Below are 21761 nucleotides of genomic sequence, written 5' to 3' on the forward strand. Positions count from 1 at the left end.
CATTATTCGGCGGCCGCCCGCTGCGGTTCGGACAGCGCTTCTTCCCTGGCCTTGAACAACGAGAGCTGGTCGACATTTTCGACCGGGTCCGGCTCGCCCTTGCGCTTCGACCAAAGCCCGACCAGCCAGCCCGAGAAATTCTCCATGTAGACGTAGATCACCGGTGTCACGAACAAGGTCAGCGCCTGCGAAGCCAGCAGGCCGCCGACAACGGCAACGCCCAACGGCTGGCGCAGTTCGGCGCTGGCGCCGGTGCCGAGCGCAATCGGAAACGTGCCCATCAGTGCCGCCAGCGTCGTCATCATGATCGGCCTGAACCGCATCAGGCACGCCTTGTGGATGGATTCCTTGGCGGACATGCCTTCTCGTCGCAGTTCGAGCGCGACGTCGACCATCATGATGCCGTTCTTCTTGACGATGCCGATCAGCATCAGGATGCCGATCACGGCGATGACAGACAGGTCCATACCGGCGAAGCGCAAGGCAACGACCGCCCCGAGCACGGCCGACGGCAGGCCGGTGAGGATCGTGAGCGGATGGATGAAGCTCTCGTACAGGATGCCGAGCACGATATAGATGGTCAGGATCGCGCCGCCGACCAGAAGACCCTGGTTGGCCAGCGAATCCTGGAAGGTCTTGGCCGTGCCGGCAAAGGTCGTCGAGATCGACGTCGGCATGCCGATCTGCTCTTTGAGCGCGTTGATGCGCGTTACGCTGTCACCCAGCGCCACGCCCTGCGGCAGGTTGTAGGAGATCGTCACCGCCGGAAGCTGGCCGAGTTGGTTGACGGTCAGGGCGCCGGCCGTGCGATCGACGCGGGCGAAGGCGCCGAGCGGAACCAGGCTGCCGCTCGCCGTCTTCATCTGGATGGCGAGCATCCGCTCGGGCGACCATTCGATCTTGGGATCGAGCTCGGTAATGACTTCGTAGCTGTCGGCCGAGCCGAAGATTGTCGAAACCTGGTCGGTGCCGAACCCGCCATAGAGGGCGGAGCGCAGCGTGTCGGTATCGATGCCGAGCTGGGCGGCCTTGTCGCGATCCACCACCAGCGTCGCCTGCAGCGCATTGTTCTGCAGGTCGCTGGTGACATCGGTGAAGGTCGCATGGTCGGCCGCCATCGCGTCATTCATCTTCTGCGCCCAGATATCGGTCTGGCCGGTATCGAGGCCCTGAACCACGAGCTGGTAGGCGCTGGCCGACGAGCGCGAACCCAGCCTCAGGTTCTGCACCGGCTGCATGTAGGTCTCGATACCCGGCACATTGGCCAGTTGCTTGCGCAGATCCGACTGCACCTTCTCGATATTCGGGCGTTGGCTCTTGTCCTTCAACTGAACGTAGAGCTGGCCCTGGTTCAGCGCATTGTTGCCGCTGCCTGCCGACCATGCCACATGCGAAACATAGGGCGAATGGGAAAAGACGTTGGCCACCTGCCCTTGCAGCTTCACCATGGCGTCAAACGAAATGTCCTGTCGCGCGATGGTGGTCACCGATATCTGGCCGATATCCTCCTGCGGGAAGAAGCCCTTCGGCGAGATCTGGATCAGCCACACCGACGCTGCCGCGGTTCCGACGAAGACGAGGAACACCAGGAAGGTGTGCCGCAGGCAGAAGCTCAAGACCCGGTCGTAGCTGCGTGTGACGAGGTCCTGCTTATGGCCGGCACCATGCTTGTCGCGGTCGGCCTTGGTCACCGACAGCAGCCGCGAGCACAGCATCGGCGTCAGTGTCAGCGACACGAACATCGACGCCAGGATGGCGACCGTCACCACGACGGCGAACTCGTTGAAGATGCGCCCGATGACGCCGCCCATCAGCAGCACCGGGATGAACACCGCCACCAGCGAGATCGAGATCGAGATGATGGTGAAGCCGATTTCGCGCGCCCCCTTCAGCGACGCATCGAAGGCCGACAGCCCATCCTCCTCCATATGACGGAAGATGTTCTCCAGCATCACGATGGCGTCGTCGACGACGAGGCCCACCGCAAGCGTCAGGCCCATCAGCGAGATGTTGTCGATGGAAAAGCCGAACAGGAACATCGCGCCGAGCGTGGCGATCAGCGAGATCGGCACCGCCACGGCCGGGATGATAGTCGCCGTCACCCGGCGCAGGAACACGAAGATCACCATCACCACCAGGACGATGGTCAAAAGCAGCGTGAACTGCACGTCGTCGACGGCCTGGCGGATCGAGGACGAACGGTCATTGAGCAGCTTGATGGAGGCAGCGGCCGGCATCTGGTCTTGGAAGGACGGCAGCATCGCCTTGACCTTGTCGACGACGTCGACGGTGTTGGCATCGGGCTGACGCTGCACCGCCATGATGATCGCGCGGGTACCATCGTACCAACTTGCCGTCGTCGTGGTCTGCACCGAATCGACGACGCGGGTCACCTCGCCCAGCCGTACCGGATGACCGTTCTTGGTGGCTATGATGATGTTGGAGAAGCCGGCCGCGTCGGTCAGCTGCGTGTTGGCGGTGATGGTGAGCTGCTGCTTGTCGTTCTGGAGCACGCCGAGCGGCGTGTTGCTGTTGGCCGAGGCAACCGCCGCCTGCAGCTGATCGATCGAGATGCCCCGCGCGGCAAGCGCGGTCGGGTCGATCTGGATGCGCACCGCATATTTCTGCTGGCCGAAGATCGAAACCTGCGCCACCCCGTCGATGGTCGACAGCGACGGCGAGATGACGTTTTCAGCGAAAGCATCGAGATCGGTCAGCGGAATCGTGTCGCTGACCAGCGACATCAAAAGGATCGGCGCGTCGGCCGGATTGACCTTGCGATAGCTCGGCGGCGCCGTCATCTGCGGCGGCAATGATTTCTGCGTGCGCGCGATCGCCGCCTGCACATCGGCGGCGGCTGCGTCGATGTCGCGGTTGAGCACGAACTGGATGGCGATCGAGGTTTGGCCAAGCGAGTTCGTGGTCGAGATCGAATCGATGCCGGCGATGGTGGCGAACTGCTTGATCAGCGGCGTCGCCACCGATGTCGCCATGGTTTCCGGCGAGGCGCCGGGCAGCGAAGCCGAGACGTTGACCACCGGGAATTCGGCGCTGGGCAGTGCCGCCACCGGCAGGAACTTGTAGGCAAACAGTCCGCCCAGCACGAGAGCGAACGACATCAGAAGGGTGGCGACGGGCCTGCGAATGCAGAATTCGGAAATCATTGGGCAGCCTCGCCGGCATTGGTCGCCTCGGCCACCTTGGGCGCGGCAGCACTCGCCGTGGCCTTGCCTTCATGCACGGCGGCGCCGTCCTTCAGCCTTGTCTGGCCTTCGGTGACAACCTTCTCACCGCTTTTCAGCCCCTGGCTGATGGCGCTGTTCTCGCCTTCGGTCAGCGCCACTTGCACCGGCCGCATCTCGACGGTGTTGTCCGGCTTGACCACATAGACGAACGGCCCCTTCTGGCTGGGCTGCACCGCGACCGTCGGAACCGATGTCATCTGCGGCATGATGCCTGCGTCGAGCACGACATTCACATACTGGCCCGGCCACAGCGAAAGATCGGTGTTCGGCACACTCGCCCGCGTGGCAATCGTGCCCGACGCGGTGTCGACGCTGGAATCGACGAAATCGAGCGTGCCCTTGCTGATCGGCGTTGGATCACCGTCCTTGGTAAGGGTGACCGCCCCTTGCTGCGGATTGGCAAGCGCCTTGTGCAACAGCGCCAGGTTGCTTTCAGGCAGATTGAAGTTCACCTGCAGCGGATCCATCTGGGTGATGGTGACAAGCGGCGTCGCCGTGCTGCTGTTGCCGTTGCTGACGGTGACGAGGTCACCAACGGCGACGCTGACAGCGCCCAGCCTGCCGGAAATCGGCGCCGTGATGGTGGCAAAGCCAAGCTGGACATTGTCGGCGTCGATTGTCGCCTTGTCGGCATCGACAGTCGCCGCGGCAGCCTTCGCCGCAGCGACGGCCTGGTCGTAGGTCTGTTGTGTGCCAGCCTGCTTGGCGACCAGATCCTTGGCGCGCTGGAGATCGGACTGCGAGCTGGCGAGCATCGCCTGGTCCTTGGCGAGCGTCGCCTGGTCCTTGGCAAGCTGCGCCTTCAGCGCACGGTCATCGAGCGAAAACAGAACGTCGCCGGTCTTCACCATCTGCCCGTCCTTGACGTCGATCGATACGATCTGGCTGGACACACGCGCATTGATATTGACGACGGCGGGAGAGGAGACGAAGCCGATGGCGTAACGCCGGATCGGGAAATCGGCTGTCGAGGCGACGGCCGAAAGAATGGAGGCCGAGCGCGCCACGCTGGCGGCTTTCTTGTCCGAACCAGCAGCCGGTTTGTCCGACGCGGCCACCTGCTTTGCGCCGAACAGCTGTTGAACCTTGCCCAGCGCATCAGGCGAAAGATAAAGCCACCCCGCCGCGCCCAGACAAGCGACGGCAAGCAACGAAAGAACGACTTTTCCACGCATGGTCAAAGGCTCTCTCCACCCGACACGTCGTGGTCCGATGGTTCTATTCTAGCGCAAATCACGGCCCGTTGCCGCGATTTCGCCGAATAGATAGGACACGCCTTTGTCGGAAAAGGGCCAAAAGACGGCATTACGAAGATTTAATGTGCACTGCACAATGGTTGTGCAATGCGGCCTGGCTCCCGATCCGGACAGTACGCCGAGACTTCGGATCCTGTCTTTCGACGATCAGACGGTGCGCCCCACGGCCTACCTCAGCATCGGCCAAAGCGTCGCCGCCAGCAGTATGCCCATGGCGATGTTGAACCATTTCAGCCGCACCGGGTCCGACAGGAAACCGCGCAGTGCGGTGCCGAAACCCGCCCACACCGAGACGCTCGGCAAATTGACGATGGTGAAGGCCACGGCGATCAACACCACCGACAGGAACGGATGCTCCGGATTGGTGTAGACGGCCATGGCGGTGATCGCCATCACCCATGCCTTGGGATTGACCCACTGGAACGCCGCCGCATCGATAAAGCGCATCGGCTGCGCCTTCACCTCACCCTTGCCACTGAGCGAGCGCGACATGGCAATCTTCCAGGCAAGATAGAGCAGATAGGCGCCGCCGGCGATCTTCAATCCGGTGTGCAGCGCCGGGAACGCCGTCAGCACAGCGCCGAGGCCAAGGCCCACGGCGACCAGCAGCACCAGGAAACCGATGCTGATGCCAAGCATGTGCGGAACCGATCTGACGATGCCAAAATTCACGCCCGATGCCAGAAGCATGAGATTGTTCGGCCCCGGCGTGATCGACGTCACGAAGGCGTAGACGAGCAGGGCAAGGAATGCTTCAAGCGACATGATATCCTCCCTGATAAGTCAGCATTATTGTCTCTTCCCGGGGACCGCGCAAAGGCCACGGACAGCCCACAGCGGAGCCAGATGTCTCCCCCCTTTTGAAGGTGCTGGGCCGTTCGGCGCTTGCCTTCGAAGTCCTACATCGCCTGCGGGCCGCGGTTCAACGCCGCCACGCCGGTGCGGCAGATTTCGACCAGGCCGAGCGGCTTCATGATGGCAATGAACTGGTCGATCTTGGAGCCCTTGCCGGTGATCTCGAAGATGAAATGCTCGGTGTTGGCATCGATGACGCTGGCGCGGAACGCGTCGGCCAGTCGCAGGGCCTCGACGCGGGCCTCGCCTGTGCCGGCCACCTTGACGAGTGCCAGTTCGCGCTCCAGCGGCCGCTCCTGGCCGGATTCATGCGAACGCACGGTCAGGTCGACGACGCGGTGCACCGGCACGATGCGCTCGAGCTGATGCTTGATCTGCTCCAGCACATGCGGCGTGCCGCGCGTCACGATGGTGATGCGCGACAGGTGCTTCTCATGTTCGGTCTCGGAGACGGTCAAACTTTCGATGTTGTAGCCGCGCCCGGAAAACAAACCGATGACCCGGGCAAGCACGCCCGGCTCGTTGTCGACCAGCACGGAAAGCGTGTGGTTTTCCGGCTTTTCCGTTTCCTTGGCTATGAAATAGGCGGAACCGGTCGGCTGTAGCTGTGCGTTCATGACATGAATCTCGATTTCAAGCTCTTGAGCTAATTCTCTGTTTGCGCACGGCTTCTCGCGACAGCCCTGCTTTGTATCTGCTGGCTACACCAGTTCCCTGCCCTTGGCGTCGATTGCGTTGGCCACCGCCTCGTCGGTCGCCTCGTCGGGCAACAGCATCTCGTTGTGCGCCTTGCCCGACGGGATCATCGGGAAGCAATTGGCGAGCGTCGCCACGCGGCAATCGAACAGCACCGGCTTCTTCACCGAGATCATCTCCTTGATCGCGTCGTCCAGTTCGTCCGGCTTCTCGCAGCGAATGCCGTGGCCGCCATAGGCCTCGGCCAGCTTGACGAAGTCCGGCATCGCTTCAGTGTAGGAATGCGACAGCCGGTTGCCGTGCAGCAGCTGCTGCCACTGCCGCACCATGCCCATATACTGGTTGTTCAAGATGAAGATCTTGATCGGCGCATTGTGCTGAACGGCAGCGCTCATCTCCTGCATCGTCATCTGCACTGAAGCGTCGCCGGCAATGTCGATGACCAGCGCGTCGGGATGCGCGATCTGCACGCCGAGCGCCGCCGGCAGGCCATAGCCCATCGTGCCCAGCCCGCCCGACGTCATCCAGCGGTTCGGCTTCTCGAAATGATAGTGCTGCGCCGCCCACATCTGGTGCTGGCCGACCTCGGTGGTGATGTAGGTGTCCATATCCTTGGTCAGCGCGTAGAGCCGCTCGATGGCGTATTGCGGCATGATCACGTCGTTGTTCATCTTGTAGGCGAGCGAGTCGCGCGCGCGCCATTTGGCGATCTGCTCCCACCAGGGGTAGAGCGCCTTCTTGTCGGCCTTGGCGCTCGCCCGCCACAGCCGCACCATATCCTCCAGCACCCGGCCGACATCGCCGATGATCGGCACCTCGGTGTGGACATTCTTGTTGATCGACGACGGATCGATGTCGATGTGGATCTTCTTCGAGTTCGGCGAGAAGGCGGTCAGCCGCCCGGTGATACGGTCGTCGAAACGCGCGCCGATGCAGATCATCACGTCGCAGTCATGCATGGCCATGTTGGCTTCATAGGTGCCGTGCATGCCGAGCATGCCCATCCAGTTCTTGCCCGATGCCGGATAGGCACCGAGGCCCATCAGCGTCGAGGTGATCGGGAAACCGGTGAGATCGACCAGTTCGCGCAGCAGATGGCTCGCTTCCGGGCCGGAATTGATGACACCGCCGCCGCTATAGATGATCGGCTTCCGGGCGCCCGCCATCAGCTCGACCGCCGCCTTGATCTTGTCCAGGTCACCCTGGACCTTGGGCTGGTAGCTGGTGCGCGGCGCGATCTGCGGCGGGACGTAGAATCCCTTGGCGAACTGCACGTCCTTCGGGATGTCGACGACGACCGGACCGGGGCGGCCGGTGGTCGCGACATGGAAAGCCTCGTGGATGGTCGCGGCGAGTTCGTTGACGTCCTTCACCAGCCAGTTGTGCTTGGTGCAGGGACGCGTGATGCCGACCGTATCGCATTCCTGAAAAGCGTCCGAGCCGATCAGCGAGGTCGGCACCTGCCCGGTCAGGCAGACCAGCGGGATCGAATCCATCAGCGCGTCCTGCAGCGGCGTCACCGCATTGGTGGCGCCGGGGCCCGAGGTCACCAGCATCACGCCGGCCTTGCCGGTCGAGCGCGCATAGCCTTCCGCCGCATGGCCCGCGCCCTGCTCGTGGCGCACCAGGATGTGCTCGACCTCGTCCTGCTGAAAGATCTCGTCATAGATCGGAAGGACAGCGCCGCCCGGATAGCCGAAGACATGTTTGACGCCATTGTCCTTCAGCGCCTGCACCACCATTTCGGCGCCCGTCATTTCGCGCCGCTCGTTCTGTCCGTTGCTCATCGGTCTGGTCCCGTACTGTCGCCATTTGGGCGTTGCTGGTCGTTTAGTCGTGTTTCGGGCAATAAAAAAGGCCCCCGAGGGAGCCTGTGTCTTGCGCATGGGGGGTTTTCGCCCGGCGGTTACACCGCCTTGCCCACGCGCTTTCCTACGAGAATGAGTGCCGTTTTCATGGTGGCGGACACTAAGGGCGGGAAAGGCGGCCTGTCAACGGGAAAAATCGCGCCGGCGATGAAGACACTTCATGGCTCGGCAAATGGCCATCACGATCGCGCGACGGACGCCGCATCCTTCCCGACATCATGGATGTCGGAGCATCACTTCCATCGTCACCGCAAGGGCGCCCCCGAACCGGGTCCGGAATCGTGCTCTTAAGATAAGCCTTTGAAACCGCTTGAAACTATGGTGGGGCGTGACGAGGGCCGTCATCTCTGCCGATACTTGGCTTTCCGGCCGGCAAGTCCGGCGGAACCACCATGACGATCTGGATTTCACGGGAGGAAACCTGATGCTCGACAAGGCCCCTAGCAAGAAACTGTCCGACCTGCTCGACCAATTCGGCGCCGCCTTGGCCGCCAATGATATCGAGAAAGCGGTCGATTGCTTTCAGGAGGATTGCTACTGGCGCGACCTCGTCACCTTCACCTGGAACATCAAGACCATGGAAGGCCGCGACCAGGTCCGCGACATGCTGAAAAGTCAGTTGTCGAAAACGAGGCCGTCACACTTTGCCATCACCAAGGGCGAGGACGCGACCGAGAGCGGCGGGTTGATCGAGGGCTGGATCAGCTTCGAGACGGAGGTGGCGCGCGGCTTCGGTCATATCAGGCTGAAGGACGGCAAGATCTGGACGCTGCTGACCACCATGACCGAGTTGAAAGGTCACGAAGAGCCGGCGGGCTTCGCGCGGCCGATGGGCGCCAAACATGGTTCTGGCAAGAACCGTCCGACATGGAAGGAAGAACGCGAGAAGGAAGCCGCCGAGCTCGGCTTCAAGACACAGCCCTATACGGTCATCATCGGCGGCGGCCAGGGCGGCATCGCGCTTGGCGCGCGGCTGCGGCAGCTTGGCGTCCCGACCATCATCATCGAGAAGAACGAGCGGGCTGGCGACAGCTGGCGCAAACGCTACAAGTCGCTCTGCCTGCATGACCCGGTCTGGTACGACCATCTGCCCTATATCGACTTCCCGAAGAACTGGCCGGTCTTCTCGCCCAAGGACAAGATCGGCGACTGGCTGGAAATGTACACCAAGGTGATGGAGCTGAACTACTGGTCCTCGACCGAGGCCAAGAGCGCTTCCTATGACGACGAGAAGAAGGAATGGACTGTCGTCGTCCACCGCGACGGCAAGGACATCACCCTGAAGCCGAAGCAGCTGGTGCTGGCCACCGGACAGTCCGGCAAGGCCAATCTGCCGAAGTTCAAGGGCATGGAGAGTTTCAAGGGCGACCAGCATCACTCCTCGAAGCACCCCGGCCCCGACGCCTATGCCGGCAAAAAGGCCGTCGTCATCGGTTCCAACAATTCCGCCCACGACATCGCAGCCGCACTTTGGGAAGCCGGTGCAGACGTCACCATGGTGCAGCGCTCGAGTACCCACATCTCCAGATCCGACACGTTGATGGAAATCGGCCTGGGTTCGCTCTATTCGGAGCAGGCGCTGCAGAATGGCATCACCACGGCCAAGGCCGACCTGATCTTTGCTTCGCTGCCCTACAAGATCCTGCACGAGTTCCAGATTCCGGCCTATGCCGAGATGAAGAAGCGCGACGCGGCATTCTACAAGGGACTGGAAAAGGCCGGTTTCATGCTCGACTGGGGCGACGACGAGTCCGGCCTGTTCATGAAGTACCTCAGGCGCGGCTCTGGCTATTACATCGATGTCGGCGCCTCGCAACTGGTCATCGATGGTTCGATCAAGCTGAAGAGCGGCGTCGACGTCAAAGAGATCAAGGAGCATTCGGTCCTGCTCTCCGATGGATCGGAACTGCCTGCGGACCTCATCGTCTACGCCACCGGCTACGGCTCGATGAATGGCTGGGCCGCCGATCTGATATCGCGCGAAACCGCCGACAAGGTTGGCAAATGCTGGGGCCTCGGCTCGAACACCACCAAGGATCCCGGCCCTTGGGAAGGCGAGTTGCGCAACATGTGGAAGCCGACGCAACAGGAAGCGCTGTGGTTCCACGGCGGCAATTTGCACCAGTCACGCCACTATTCGCAATTCCTGTCGCTGCAATTGAAGGCACGGCACGAAGGCATCGCGACGCCGGTCTACGGGCTACAGCAGGTCCATCACAAGGGATAGTCGGGCCGACAAGGCGCCGGCCGAGGTGCGGCCAACACCGCACCTCCAGCCTGTATTGCCGTCAGTTGCCGATCTGCACGGCCTCAGCCGGTTCGGCCGCCCTGGCGGCTTCGAGACAGTCCGGTTCTCCACGAGCGGTGCTCAGCGACACTTCAGGAGCGCCTGCGCCGCGCCCGCGCTCCCGGCAGCTGTCAGGCCTATGTGGTTTCATCGCACCTTGCCCGTCGAAGCAGAAGCACATGGGCTGTCTCCTCCCCAGTGACGGTCGCTGTCAGCCGCGATCGCGAAAATCGCTGACAACCCGCTGCAGCAGCGGCACGTAATCGCGAAACGTCCGCGTCTTCATATTGGCGATCTTGCCGCTCTCATCCCAGATGCGGACCCGGACCGCTTCCTCGTGGAACGGGTTCTTGCGGAACTCGGCCACCTCCTCGGCGCTCATCGGTCCGCCTTGCAGCGACAGCGTATGCACCGAGGCCTGCGAAAGCTTGCCGAAATAGGTCGGGTCGGTGGCGCAGAGATAGCGCTTGGCCGCCACATGCAGCCTGACGCATTCGACGATGACAGGCGGAAAGAACGGCGCCAGCACCTCGCCGCCAGCCTCGTCATGATGCTTGTCTTCGATATCCTCTGGCGAATAGGTGCCGAACTCGCTGGTGTAGTGGCCGATGTCGTGCAGCAGGGCCGCCGCGACCAGTTCGTCGGGCGCGCCGTCCTGCTCGGCGAACCAGGCGCCCTGCAGCATGTGCTCCGACATGGTGACGGGTTCGCCGAGATAGGATTCCGCGCCCCGGCGCTCAAAGATGTCGGCGATGAACTCGACGATGGTGTCCGCGTTCAGGTCCTGGCCGCTCATTCCGCCGCCTCCTTGAACCCGTGCTCGATCGCCGCGAGCGTCGACAGCAGACCGTCCTTGTCGGCATAGCAACCCTGCAGCCAGCGTTTGCCGGTGCCGGAAAATGCCTTGCGCGCATGCATGACGCGCGTGTTGTCGACGATGAACGCCTGCCCCGCTTCGAGCTTGAAGGTCACCTCGAAGGATGGATCCTCGATCAGTTCTGCGAACCGGCGATAGGCGGCGTAGTAAGCCTCCATGTCGGCGAACGGCACATCGACCGTCGGCGCCAGCGAACGGTTGTTGAAGCGGATGCAGATCAGCTCGCCATCGGGCCCGAGCTCGATCATCGGCCGCTTTGCCTGCAACCGAACGCCGGAAGAGCCGGCATATTCGAAGCGCGCCGGGCATGAACTCAACAGCCGGAAGCCTTCGGGGTTCTCAGCCTGCAGCGCGGCCGCAACGGCAAACCCGTCAACGACACTGGACTCGCCACCCTCAACCGTATTTTCGATACAGGACAGGATCTGCAGTGTCGGCACAGGGTCGCGATAAGGATTGTCGGTGTGCGCCTGGAGGCCGAGATTTGTGTAGGCGAGATTGTTCGGATTGACCTCGGCGCGCACTTCGAACCAGCGCCCGTAATTGGTCTCCCTGATATAGCCGAACAGATCGGACACTTTGCAAAGCGCTCCGGATTCGATGGGCAGATCGTCCATCACCGCGAAGCCATAGGCTTTCACCGCCGACAGCCACTGCCGCAGGACTTCACGGTCGCGGCTGGCGGCAGGGTAGCCGGCGCGCGGCACCGAATTCTGCATGGTGGCCTTGGTCCATCGGGCGGTGCCCTCGCCTGTCCAGCCGGGCCGGCGGGCCTCGCCGCGATCATAGGTGTTGGCGCTCAGCCATGCCGCTGGGAAACTCACCGTTTTCTGCTCGGGCACGAAGCTGATCTCCAGGGCATCGCCCTTGATCGACGCCGCGCTGATCCTGGTGTCGGCGGGAATGTCGAGGATGGTGATGAGCCGTTGCCCATTGCCGGCGCTGCGCGTCTTGTCGTCGAGCGCATTGTCGCGCAGCCACATGGCGTGGAAGCGCGTGCGCGACCCGTCCTTCCAGCCAAGGTCGATTGTTCTGCCTTCGTCGCCGATCCGCGCGTGGGTGAGCATGGAGATCCGTTCCTGTCCATTGCGTCCCCGCAGCCCGATCCGCAGGGTTTCGATTGCATGTTGGCCGCGCGACAGGCATAATTCAAATTATCATTTTTTGGCCAATGACCATAGTACACTAATGGCTCGAACAAACTCACCCCTGCCTCCCCTCGACTGGCTGCGCAGTTTCGAGGCCGCGGCGCGGCTGTCGAATTTCACCGCGGCGGCAGCCGAGCTTGGCCTTACTCAGGCGGCCGTCAGCCAGCACATCCGGTTTCTCGAGGAGCGGCTGAAGACGCGCCTGTTTTCGCGGCTGGCGCGCGGCGTCGCGCTGTCACCAGAGGGTGCAGCCTACCTGCCCCATATCCAGTCGGCCTTCGCCACCATCGGCAACAGCACCGCGGAATTGTTCGAGCCGCGCGCCGTCCAGACCGTTTCGATCCGCGCGCCGATCTCCTTTGCCTTGTTGATGCTCGCCCCGGCGCTGCCCGATCTGGCGAAGGCGCTGCCGCGCATCCAGCTCGACCTGGTGACGATCCATCGCCCTGCTGACTACGACTTGCCGGGCTCCGTGCTCGACATCCGCTTCGGCAACGGATCCTTTCCCGGCCGCGAAGCCGACAGGCTGACCACCGAGCGGCTCGTGCCGGTGGCGGCGCCGGGCCTGGCCGCTGACGCAGACTGGACCTCCCTGCCGCTGCTTCTGGTTGCCGGCGCACGCGAGATGTGGGCGGAATGGTTCGCCGCCGCCGGGATGGCTGGCCACCCCAGGCGATCGCACCGCTTCGACAGTTTCGTCGCCGCCATGGAAGCGGCCAGCGCTGGCGCCGGAGTGTTGCTGGGCTCGCGGCCACTGGTTGATGCGGCGCTCGACAGCAAGACGCTGGTCAGGCTTTCCGACTTCGAACTCTCCAGCACATCGGGGCATTTTCTGACCAAGGCGTCGACTGCCCGCCTGACCGGTGCCGAGCAGGATTTTCGCAACTGGCTGCTGTCGCGCCTCTCCGCGTCGGCATGACTGGCTACGAGATTGGCCCGATCCGCTTCCAGTAGATCAGCGTGCCGGTCAACCCGCCATGCGGCTTCAGGGCATAGTCCGGTATCTCGCCGGCCAGCGTGAAGCCCAACCGCTCATAGAGGCCTGAAGCGCCCTCCTCAGTCGCCGTGTCCAGAACCAGCAGCGTGCGTCCCTTCTCGATGGCGAGGCTCTCAGCGGCCCGCATCAGGCGCGTTCCCACACCCCGGCCCCGGCAACCGACTGATGTCATCAGCTTGGCGATCTCGGCCCGGTGCGGCTGGTTGGGCGGGCAGTCGAGCAGCAAGGTCACGGTGCCGACCAGGACCTCGCCGTCCCAAGCGCCAAGCACCGTCCTTTCCCCTCTCGCCGCGGCTGCCAGCGATTTCTCCCAGAACGCCCTTGCTGCCTGCGGCGCCAGCGGATGCATGAAGCTCACCGATCCGCCGGCCGCCACCGTCGCGACCAGCAATTCGGCCAGCATGTCCTGCATCCCAGCAGCCGGGGTCAGGGTTCCGATCTCGATCGAGTTCATGTGCAGGATGTCCTGTGATTGCGATAGATGCGAGCACATTGCCGTCAGTCCAGATGACGCACGCGGCGTCGCTTTCGCGCCGCCTTGATGGCGCTGATGCGTTCGGTGTCTTCTTCCCTGAGATGCCGCCCGCGCTCCAGAATCTCGAGCGTGTACTCCTCATAGGTCAGGCCAAGCCGCTCGGCTCTGTCCATGCGCAGCAGCATGACCTCGCGGCTCGGAGCCTTCCACGCCTTGGCATGGGCGGCCTGCCAGGCAAGGAATATGTAGGGATCGCCCTTGCCCCATGGCGGCCCCTTGTACTCATCGAGAGGCGGCCCCCCATTGTGGGAGCGCTTTGGTCTTCTCGCCATGATGTCAGCCCCTGACCAGCGCGACGAGATAGTCGGCACCGGTCTCCAGGGCATGGAAGGTGCAGTCCGACGGCGCTCCAAGCGCCAGGCAATCGCCTGGTTCGAGCCCGTGCACCACATCGCCCTCGACGAATTCGAGCCGCCCGGAAATGAGCCATATCTGCTGCTTGATGAAGGCGTAGGAGGCGGCCGGGAAGCTGACCTTGGCGCCCGCCGGCAGCTGCACCCTGATCAGCTCGAGCGGCATGTCGGAAGCCGGCGAAAGGTGCCGTCTGACATAGCCGGTATCGGGATCGCGCCACACCGGCTGGTCGGCCTCGCGCAGCAGTCCGCCGCCCTGCAACTCCGCGCGCGCTATCAAGGTTGACAGCGTCATGCCGAAGGCAGACGCGATGCGCACCAGAAGAGCCGCAGTCGGACTGGTCTTGCCGCGCTCGATCGTGCTCAGCATCGCCTTCGAGACGCCAGAACGCTCGGCAAGTTCGGCCAGAGACCAGTCCCGCATGATCCTTTCGGCGTGTATCCTTCGGCCGATCGTCGAGGAAATATCGTTCGCTATATCATCCATACGTCTATTATAGCGAAATATGGATGTGGGAAAAGAGCCGCCTCGCGACAATTTTCTCGGGCTCCTTAATCCTCTCTACACCATCCAACCTCATCGGGCCTTAACCCCATTCCTGTAGGGTCGATACTCCAGGGGAAATGGGGATTGGCCTGTCCATGTATGTCGAACGCGAAGCCTCCGTTGGGGAACCGACATCTCAGGAGCGCCGCAACGCCGAGCAGAACGACAGACGCATCCTTGGCAATGTCGTGCAATGCGACGGCGCGCGTGCCACCATCAGCGCCTATGCGGACGATGTCGACGGCGCGGTGACCGGCCTGTGGACGGTCGGCAAGATGATTTCCATCAATCTTGGATCCACGCGAACCGTCGGCCTGGTCTACGAGATCGGCAAGTCGGATCGCGCCTGGAGCAATGAGGGCCAGAACGCGATCGAGGTCAGCATCGAACTGATCGGCGAAGTGCGTGATGGTGCAGAGCCCGGCGCCAGACCGGTCTTCGATCGCGGCATCACAACCTATCCGCATATCGGCGCCGTTGCGCATCGCATCCGCACCCGCGACCTGCAGGCGGTCTATGATCTCGCCGGGCGTCATTCGATCACCATCGGCACGCTCGCGCAGGACGAGACGATCGCCGCCAACATCGCCATCGACGATACGCTGGCGCGTCACTTCGCCATTGTCGGCACCACCGGTGTCGGCAAATCCACCGCCGTCTCGCTGCTGCTGCGCAAGTCGATCGCGGCACGGCCCGACCTGCGCATCTTGATCCTCGACCCGCACAACGAGTTCGCGGCGTCGCTGCCCGAATACTGCGTCAGGGTCGATTCCAAGACCTTGGATCTTCCGTTCTGGATGTTCACGCTGGAGGAATTCGCCGAGGTGCTGTTTCGGGGCCGTGAGACCGAGCCCGAAGAAATCGATGCCTTGCGCGACCTCATTCCGGCCGCCAAGAACCTTTACCGCAATCCGAATTCCGGCGCCTATCTGCGGCGCGGCAGCGATGCGCTGACCGCCGATACACCGGTGCCTTACCGTATCGCCGACCTCCTCAAGCAGATCGATGAGCGCATGGGCATGCTCGAAAGCAAAACCGATCGCCCGACGCTCCGATCGCTGAAGACGCGCATCGAATCGGCAGCTGCCGACCCACGCTACCGCTTCATGTTCAACTCGCGCCTGATCGAGGACACTATCCACGAGACGATCGGCAACATCTTCCGCGTGCCGCATCATGGTCGCCCGGTGACCTGCTTCGAGATGGCCGGCATGCCGTCCGAAGTGGTCAATTCCGTCTGTTCGGTGCTGGCGCGCCTGGCCTTCGACCTCGCTCTGTGGAGCGAAGGCAAGCTGCAGCTTCTGTTTTTGTGCGAAGAAGCGCACCGCTATATGCCGGCCGACCCGCGTCTCGGCTTCGCGCCGACCAGGCATGCGCTGTCGCGCATCGCCAAGGAAGGCCGCAAGTATGGCTGTTATCTCGGCGTCGTCACCCAGCGCCCTGGAGAACTCGACCCGACCATCCTGTCGCAATGTTCGACCTTCTTCGCCATGCGGCTCGCCAATGAGCAGGACCAGGCGATCATCCGCTCGGCGATTGCCGACTCTTCCGCCTCGTCGCTTGCCTTCCTGTCCTCCATGGGCCAGCGCGAAGCCATCGCCTTCGGCGAAGGCGTGGCGACGACCATGCGGCTGAAGTTCGAAAAACTGCCGAGCCACCTGCTTCCCGGCACGGCCAAGCGCGAAGAGGCAGCCTCTTCGAAAGCCGGCGACGATGTCGATCTGGTGGCGATCGTCGAACGCCTGCGCAACGTGCCGAAACCAACGCAGCAGGCGATGGCCTTCGCGGAAGTCGTCGATTCAGGCCGCCAGGCGGGCGATCCCGACTACCGCAAGCCACCCGCCGCGCGCGCGCCATCGGACGACGATTTCGACATGCGCTACGGTCTCAAGCCCGCAACCTTCGGCCTGCGCCCGCAAAACGATTAGGTCAGCAGCATCAAGTCCTCTGCCGACTGACCGAGAAGCCGCGCCAGGCTTCCGAGGCTCAGCTTCGTTAGCTTGCTTGGGTAAATCCCGAAAGGGAATTCATCAGGCCGAGTTGCATGACGTGGCTTTCGAGAAGCCGGAGCGGAGCGGACATCTAGTCCGTGAGCACCGGAAGTCGAGAAAGCCGCGCCAGGCAACTCGGCCTCATGAATTCTTCTTCGGGATTTTAGGCGCAGACGCGGTTGCGGCCTTGCCTCTTCGCCTCGTAGAGCTGGCGATCGGCGCGGCGATAGAACTCTTCCGCAGTCTCCTTGCGGTCCCAGACGGCAAGCCCGACGCTGGTGGTGATCTTGAGGCGGACATTGCCTGACAGCACCGACATGTTGGCGATCGCCTTGCGGATGCGCTCGGCAAACTTGCCCAGAAGCTCGGCGTCCATGTTGGGCGTGACCACGGCGAACTCCTCGCCGCCCAATCGCGCCACCACGTCGTGGTAGCGCGTCATGTCCTTGAGACAGTTTGCGACGGCCTTGAGCACCTCGTCGCCAACGTCATGGCCGTGGGTGTCGTTGACCTGCTTGAAATGGTCGAGATCGAGGATCATCAGCCCGACGGGCTTTTCGATACGCCTGAACTCCTCGAGATACTCCTTCAGCGCATCGTCGAAATAGCGCCGGTTCTGCATGCCGGTCAGGCCGTCGGTCAGGGCCGCATGCTCGAGCGTTTCCGAGCGGGCGCTGAGCGAGACCGTCATGGCGCGCAGCTTGCCTTCTTCCGTCGCCTGTTTTCGGATCAGCGGATAGATGAAGAAAATGCCGAAGAACAGCGCAGTGGCCAGGAGCACGCCGGTCGCGAACAAAAGCTTGTTGAGATAGATGACCTTGTCCAGGCCCGAAGCCGTATGCAGCTCGTTGGCGAAGGATTGCAGAAGCCCATAGGCATGCAGCGTCACCAGGCCAGCGGCCAGGATCACGAAAATAAAGACGAAAAATGCTGATTCCGCCTTGTGGAAACGCATCTGCTCCCCAATGGAAAAGTGCCCACTGACCTTATGGCATGGGCGGGCTTACGGAGGGTTAACTTGGACAACCGCAACGAGAACCTTTCCTTGCAGGTAAACTTTTCTGGTTGCAATAGAAACAAGCGATCAGATCGTGGTTTCCAGATCGTCACCAGGGCGCAATCTCAGCCATTCCGGCCCCAGCTGATGCCTGAACCAGGTTGTCTGCCGCTTGGAATATTGCCTGGTCGCAATCTTGGCGCGTTCGATCGCCTCGGGAAAGCCAATCTCTCCGGCCATCGCGGCCTGCAGTTCGCGAACGCCGATCGCTTTCATCGCCGGCAAATCGCGACCGAGGCCAAGCGCCGATAGCCGCCGAACCTCGTCCAGCGCGCCTTTGTCCAGCATCTGGTCGAAGCGTTTTTCGATGCGGCCGACCAGCACCGCCCGGTCCGGCTCGATCACGAAGAAACGCGCGCTGCCCCTGTCGATGAGTGGCTGGCCGCGTTCTGCCTGCCATTCCCGGATCGAACGGCCCGACGCGTCGAGCACCTCCAATGCCCGCACGACACGCTGGCTGTCGGTCGGCTTCAGCGTCATGGCGGTCGCCGAATCCTCGCGCAGCAGCAGGCCGTGCAGCTTGACGGCGCCCTGCTCCTTCAACTCGTAACGCCAGCGGTCGCGGATCCGCTGCGGAATGTCGGGCATTTCCGAAATGCCCTCGGCCAGCGCGCGAAAATAGAGCCCGGTGCCGCCGACAAAGATTACGGGCCGGCCGGAGAGCGTGCCGTCGTCGATCAGCTTCATCACGTCGCGCAGCCAGGCGCCGGTGGAATAGGCTGTGGCCGGATGGACATGGCCGTAGAGGAAATGCGGTGCGCGCGCGAGGTCGGCTGCCTCCGGCCGGGCGGTCAGCACGTCGAGCACCGAATAGCCCTGCATGGAATCGGTGTTGACGATCACGCCACCCTTGCGCTCGGCCAGATCGAGCGCCAGCGCCGACTTGCCGCTGGCGGTCGGCCCGGCTATCAGGATCGCGTTCTTCACGCGGCCCTCGCCCGCTTGTCCGCCGGAATGTTCCATGCCGCTTGTCGCCACGCTTGTTTCCCGTCCCACTGAGCGCGCTTTGTCGCTGTCGCTTGCGAATATGGCGTCACGGTCGGTCGGCGCAAGCGCTGTTGTCTGGCTGGCTGAAGGGATTGCCTGCGATCTCGTCCTGCCCGAGGTGGCTGATGCCGCTGATACGAATGCCGCCTTGCGCACGGCACTCGCCACCGAGGCGGTCGACGTGATCGTCCAGCAGGCCGAAACCCGCCGCAAGAAAATCCTGATCGCCGACATGGATTCGACCATGATCGACCAGGAATGCATCGACGAACTGGCCGATGAGATCGGCGTCAAGGATCGGGTTGCCACGATTACCGCGCGATCGATGAATGGCGAGATCGCTTTCGAACCGGCCCTGCGCGAGCGGGTGGCGTTGCTCAAGGGTCTCGACGCCGCCGTGGTCGATCGCATCGTCGCCAATCGCCTGACGCTGGCCTCGGGCGGCCGCGCGCTGGTCCGGACCATGCGCGCCAATGGCGCCTGGACGGCACTCGTGTCCGGCGGATTCGAGGTCTTCACGACGCGCATCGCGGCCATGCTCGGCTTCCAGGAGAACCGCGCCAATCGCCTGCTCGAACAGGACGGCCGCTTCACCGGGCTGGTCGGCGAGCCGATCCTCGGCCGCGCCGCAAAGGCCGACGCGCTGCTCGAAATTTCAGCGCGGCTCGGCCTGACCCCCGCCGACGCCATCGCGGTCGGCGACGGCGCCAATGATCTCGACATGATCCGCCTGGCCGGTACCGGTGTCGCGCTTCACGCCAAGCCAACGGTCGCGGCACAGGCAAAGGTCCGCATCGACCATGGCGACCTGACTGCGCTGCTCTATGTGCAGGGCTACAAACAGGAAGAGTTTGTGCAATGAAACCAATGCGTACCGAGCGCCTGATCCTGCGCAACTGGGAGGATCGCGACCGCGCACTTTTCCATCGCATCAACTCCGACGAACAGGTGATGGAGTTCTTTCCGTTCCGCCGCGATCGCGCCGCCGCGGATGCCAAGATGGACGAGTTCCGGGCCTGGATCGCGGAGGGCGGATACGGTTTTGCCGCCGCCGAGATCACCGCCACCGGTGAATCCATCGGCTTCATCGGTCTCCTCGACACCGATCATGTGCCATCCCTGCCCGCCGGCACCGTCGAGATCGGCTGGCGGCTGGCACCTGAGTTCTGGGGCAAGGGCTATGTCACCGAGGCAGCCGAAGCATGGCTGGCCTACGGCTTCGAGACGCTTGGCCTCGATGAAATCGTGTCATTCGCCGTCGCGGCCAACCGCCGCTCCACCGCCGTCATGCAACGCCTCGGCATGACCGCAGATCCGTCCAGCGATTTCGACCACCCCAGCATTCCCGACAGCCATCCCGCGCTCAAACGACACGTGCTCTACAGGCTGTCGCGCCAGGACTGGCAGGCAAGAAAAAGGGCGGCTCGCTAGCCGCCCTTTTCTTTCAGTGCTGTCGGATCTTCCGGAGCTCAGTCCATCCGTATCGTGACGAACCTGAGCTCGCCGGTCTTCGACGCCAGCATCAGCAGCGCGTTCTTGCGCCCCTGTTCCTTCAAGGCGCCGATCCGGTCCATGACGTCCTTGGGCGTGGCAACCGATTCCTGTGCGATCTCGGTGATCACCTCGCCCGGCTGGATGCCTCGCTCAGCGGCAGCCGAATCCTTGCTGACATCGGTGATGACGACACCGGAGACGTCGGCGGCAATGCTGAACTTCTTGCGCGTCTCGTCGTTTAGTTCGCCGACCGTCATGCCGAGCACCGAAGCCGTCGAAACGGCTGGAGCCTTGTCGCCCTTGTTCTGGTCGGTGTTGCTGCCGTCCTCGCCGCTGGCGAGCTTTTCGCCATCCTCGAGCCGGCCGAGCGTCACTTTCACGGTCTGCTCGACACCCTTGCGCACGATGAGCACGTCGACGGCCTTGCCAACCGGGCTTTCGGCGACCACGCGCGGCAGGTCGCGCATTTCATGGATGTCCTTGCCGTCGAACTTGATGATGACGTCACCGGCCTGGATGGTCCCATTGTCGACCGGACCGCCCTTGATGACGCCGGCAACCAGCGCGCCCTTGGCAGTCGCCATGCCGAGGCTCTCGGCGATGTCGTCGGTCACCGGCTGGATGCGCACGCCGAGCCAGCCGCGCCGTGTCTCGCCGAACTGGCGCAACTGGTCGACGACGCCCGAGGCGAGCTGCGAGGGAATGGAGAAGCCGATGCCGATCGAGCCGCCGGAAGGCGAAATGATCGCGGTGTTGATGCCGATGACCTCGCCTGCACTATTGAACAGCGGTCCGCCGGAATTGCCGCGGTTGATCGCGGCATCGGTCTGGATGAAGTCGTCATAAGGGCCGGAATTGATGTCGCGGTTGCGGGCGGAGACGATGCCGACCGTCACCGTGCCGCCGAGGCCGAACGGATTGCCGATCGCCATCACCCAGTCGCCGACGCGCATCTTGGTGGAATCGCCGAACTTCACGGCTGTCAGCTTGTGGCCCTTCGGATCGACCTTCAGCACCGCGACATCCGTCTTGGTATCGGTGCCGACCAGCGTCGCCTTCAAGGTGATGCCGTCGGAGAAATTGACCTCGATGTCGTCGGCGTCGGCGATGACATGGTTGTTGGTGACGACGATGCCTTGCTCGGCATCGACGACGAAGCCGGAGCCCAGAGACTGCACCTTCTGCGCGCCGTTGTCCTTGTCGCCGCCACGGTTCTTGAAGAAATCGTCGAAGAAATCCTGGAAGGGTGAGCCCTCGGGCAACTGAGGCATCGGCACCGCACCCGGACCTTCGGTGCCCTTCACCGTCTGCGAGGTCGAGATATTGACCACGGCGCCGAGCAGGCCTTGCGCCAGGTCGGCGACCGAAGCAGGTCCATCCGCGGCAAATGTCGGTGTCACGGACGGGACAGCGACGGCGCTGACAAGAAGTGCCGCCGCGCCGGCGATGAACGTCCGCCGTGCCGCGCGCAAAATAGAATTGGATGTCATCGAGAAGCCTCCCGGTATTCTTGAAAAGAAAAGCGCTTCGACGAAAACGCCGCGTCGCGCCATGTTGGCAAAAAATAC

General features: G+C 62.9%; 18 protein-coding genes. 5 read left to right on the forward strand and 13 right to left on the reverse strand.

Features of this window, described 5'->3' with window-relative positions; all coding sequences use genetic code 11:
* Nucleotides 1–2: 2 nt before the first annotated feature.
* The 5 genes from C8D77_RS22625 to C8D77_RS22645 all read right to left on the reverse strand — a co-directional run bounded on the left by C8D77_RS22625 (nt 3) and on the right by C8D77_RS22645 (nt 7839).
* Nucleotides 3–3164, reverse strand: coding sequence for an efflux RND transporter permease subunit (locus C8D77_RS22625; protein WP_109668075.1), 3162 nt, complete (start codon nt 3162–3164; stop codon nt 3–5).
* A complete protein-coding gene (locus C8D77_RS22630; RefSeq protein ID WP_109668077.1) occupies nt 3161–4420 on the reverse strand; it encodes an efflux RND transporter periplasmic adaptor subunit in 1260 nt (419 codons plus the stop codon). Before C8D77_RS22630 ends, C8D77_RS22625 begins: the two co-directional genes overlap by 4 nt.
* Nucleotides 4421–4669: 249 nt before the next feature.
* The gene (locus C8D77_RS22635; protein WP_109668080.1) at nt 4670–5266 is read right to left on the reverse strand and encodes a LysE family translocator; all 597 of its coding nucleotides are present in this window, start codon (nt 5264–5266) and stop codon (nt 4670–4672) included.
* 134 nt (nt 5267–5400) lie between these two features.
* Complete coding sequence (ilvN, locus tag C8D77_RS22640; RefSeq protein ID WP_023757090.1) at nt 5401–5973, reverse strand: acetolactate synthase small subunit; 573 nt, start codon at nt 5971–5973, stop codon at nt 5401–5403.
* Nucleotides 5974–6057: 84 nt separating this feature from the next.
* Entirely contained in the window at nt 6058–7839 is a 1782-nt protein-coding gene (locus tag C8D77_RS22645; RefSeq protein ID WP_109668082.1) for an acetolactate synthase 3 large subunit, read from the reverse strand.
* Nucleotides 7840–8344: 505 nt separating this feature from the next.
* Here C8D77_RS22645 and C8D77_RS22650 point away from each other — a divergent pair.
* A complete protein-coding gene (locus C8D77_RS22650) occupies nt 8345–10147 on the forward strand; it encodes an NAD(P)/FAD-dependent oxidoreductase (protein ID WP_109668084.1) in 1803 nt (600 codons plus the stop codon).
* Between the two features lie 271 nt (nt 10148–10418).
* On the opposite strand, the gene tmpB is transcribed toward C8D77_RS22650, so the two are convergent.
* Both tmpB and tmpA read right to left on the reverse strand, forming a co-directional pair.
* Nucleotides 10419–11003 (reverse strand): (R)-1-hydroxy-2-trimethylaminoethylphosphonate oxygenase, encoded by a 585-nt coding sequence (tmpB, locus tag C8D77_RS22655; protein WP_109668087.1) that lies wholly within the window; start codon nt 11001–11003, stop codon nt 10419–10421.
* Complete coding sequence (gene tmpA / locus C8D77_RS22660) at nt 11000–12151, reverse strand: 2-trimethylaminoethylphosphonate dioxygenase (RefSeq protein WP_109668089.1); 1152 nt, start codon at nt 12149–12151, stop codon at nt 11000–11002. The genes tmpB and tmpA overlap by 4 nt, the downstream gene beginning before the upstream one ends.
* Before the next feature lie 121 nt (nt 12152–12272).
* Here tmpA and C8D77_RS22665 point away from each other — a divergent pair, with 121 nt between their 5' ends.
* Nucleotides 12273–13151 carry a LysR family transcriptional regulator gene (locus C8D77_RS22665; RefSeq protein WP_109668091.1) on the forward strand — a complete coding sequence of 293 codons (879 nt, stop codon included), beginning with the start codon at nt 12273–12275 and terminating at the stop codon, nt 13149–13151.
* Nucleotides 13152–13155: 4 nt separating this feature from the next.
* On the opposite strand, the gene C8D77_RS22670 is transcribed toward C8D77_RS22665, so the two are convergent.
* The 3 genes from C8D77_RS22670 to C8D77_RS22680 are packed head-to-tail and all read right to left on the reverse strand — an operon-like array spanning nt 13156 to nt 14604.
* The gene (locus C8D77_RS22670) at nt 13156–13683 is read right to left on the reverse strand and encodes a GNAT family N-acetyltransferase (RefSeq protein WP_109668093.1); all 528 of its coding nucleotides are present in this window, start codon (nt 13681–13683) and stop codon (nt 13156–13158) included.
* Between the two features lie 44 nt (nt 13684–13727).
* Entirely contained in the window at nt 13728–14036 is a 309-nt protein-coding gene (locus C8D77_RS22675) for a hypothetical protein (protein WP_057142921.1), read from the reverse strand.
* Nucleotides 14037–14040: 4 nt separating this feature from the next.
* Entirely contained in the window at nt 14041–14604 is a 564-nt protein-coding gene (locus C8D77_RS22680; RefSeq protein ID WP_109668095.1) for an XRE family transcriptional regulator, read from the reverse strand.
* A 155-nt stretch (nt 14605–14759) separates the two neighbouring features.
* On the opposite strand from C8D77_RS22680, the gene C8D77_RS22685 reads away from it, so the two are divergent.
* Nucleotides 14760–16592: an ATP-binding protein gene (locus C8D77_RS22685; protein ID WP_109668097.1), complete on the forward strand. Its 1833-nt coding sequence runs from the start codon at nt 14760–14762 to the stop codon at nt 16590–16592.
* A gap of 226 nt (nt 16593–16818) precedes the next feature.
* Here the strand turns inward: C8D77_RS22685 and C8D77_RS22690 are convergent, their stop codons facing one another.
* Together C8D77_RS22690 and miaA are read right to left on the reverse strand one after the other, a co-directional pair.
* Entirely contained in the window at nt 16819–17610 is a 792-nt protein-coding gene (locus tag C8D77_RS22690) for a GGDEF domain-containing protein (protein ID WP_056583040.1), read from the reverse strand.
* 129 nt (nt 17611–17739) lie between these two features.
* Nucleotides 17740–18675 carry a tRNA (adenosine(37)-N6)-dimethylallyltransferase MiaA gene (gene miaA / locus C8D77_RS22695; RefSeq protein WP_109668100.1) on the reverse strand — a complete coding sequence of 312 codons (936 nt, stop codon included), beginning with the start codon at nt 18673–18675 and terminating at the stop codon, nt 17740–17742.
* On the opposite strand from miaA, the gene serB reads away from it, so the two are divergent.
* On the forward strand, nt 18674–19561 hold the full coding sequence (serB, locus tag C8D77_RS22700) for a phosphoserine phosphatase SerB (RefSeq protein ID WP_109668102.1): 888 nt from the start codon (nt 18674–18676) through the stop codon (nt 19559–19561). The two genes, miaA and serB, sit on opposite strands and share 2 nt — an antisense overlap.
* Nucleotides 19558–20130 (forward strand): GNAT family N-acetyltransferase, encoded by a 573-nt coding sequence (locus C8D77_RS22705; RefSeq protein WP_109668104.1) that lies wholly within the window; start codon nt 19558–19560, stop codon nt 20128–20130. Before serB ends, C8D77_RS22705 begins: the two co-directional genes overlap by 4 nt.
* 38 nt (nt 20131–20168) lie before the next feature.
* On the opposite strand, the gene C8D77_RS22710 is transcribed toward C8D77_RS22705, so the two are convergent.
* Nucleotides 20169–21683: a DegQ family serine endoprotease gene (locus C8D77_RS22710; RefSeq protein WP_109668470.1), complete on the reverse strand. Its 1515-nt coding sequence runs from the start codon at nt 21681–21683 to the stop codon at nt 20169–20171.
* Between the last annotated feature and the right edge of the window lie 78 nt (nt 21684–21761).

The organism is Mesorhizobium loti, assembly GCF_003148495.1.
GTDB classification, from domain to species: domain Bacteria; phylum Pseudomonadota; class Alphaproteobacteria; order Rhizobiales; family Rhizobiaceae; genus Mesorhizobium; species Mesorhizobium loti.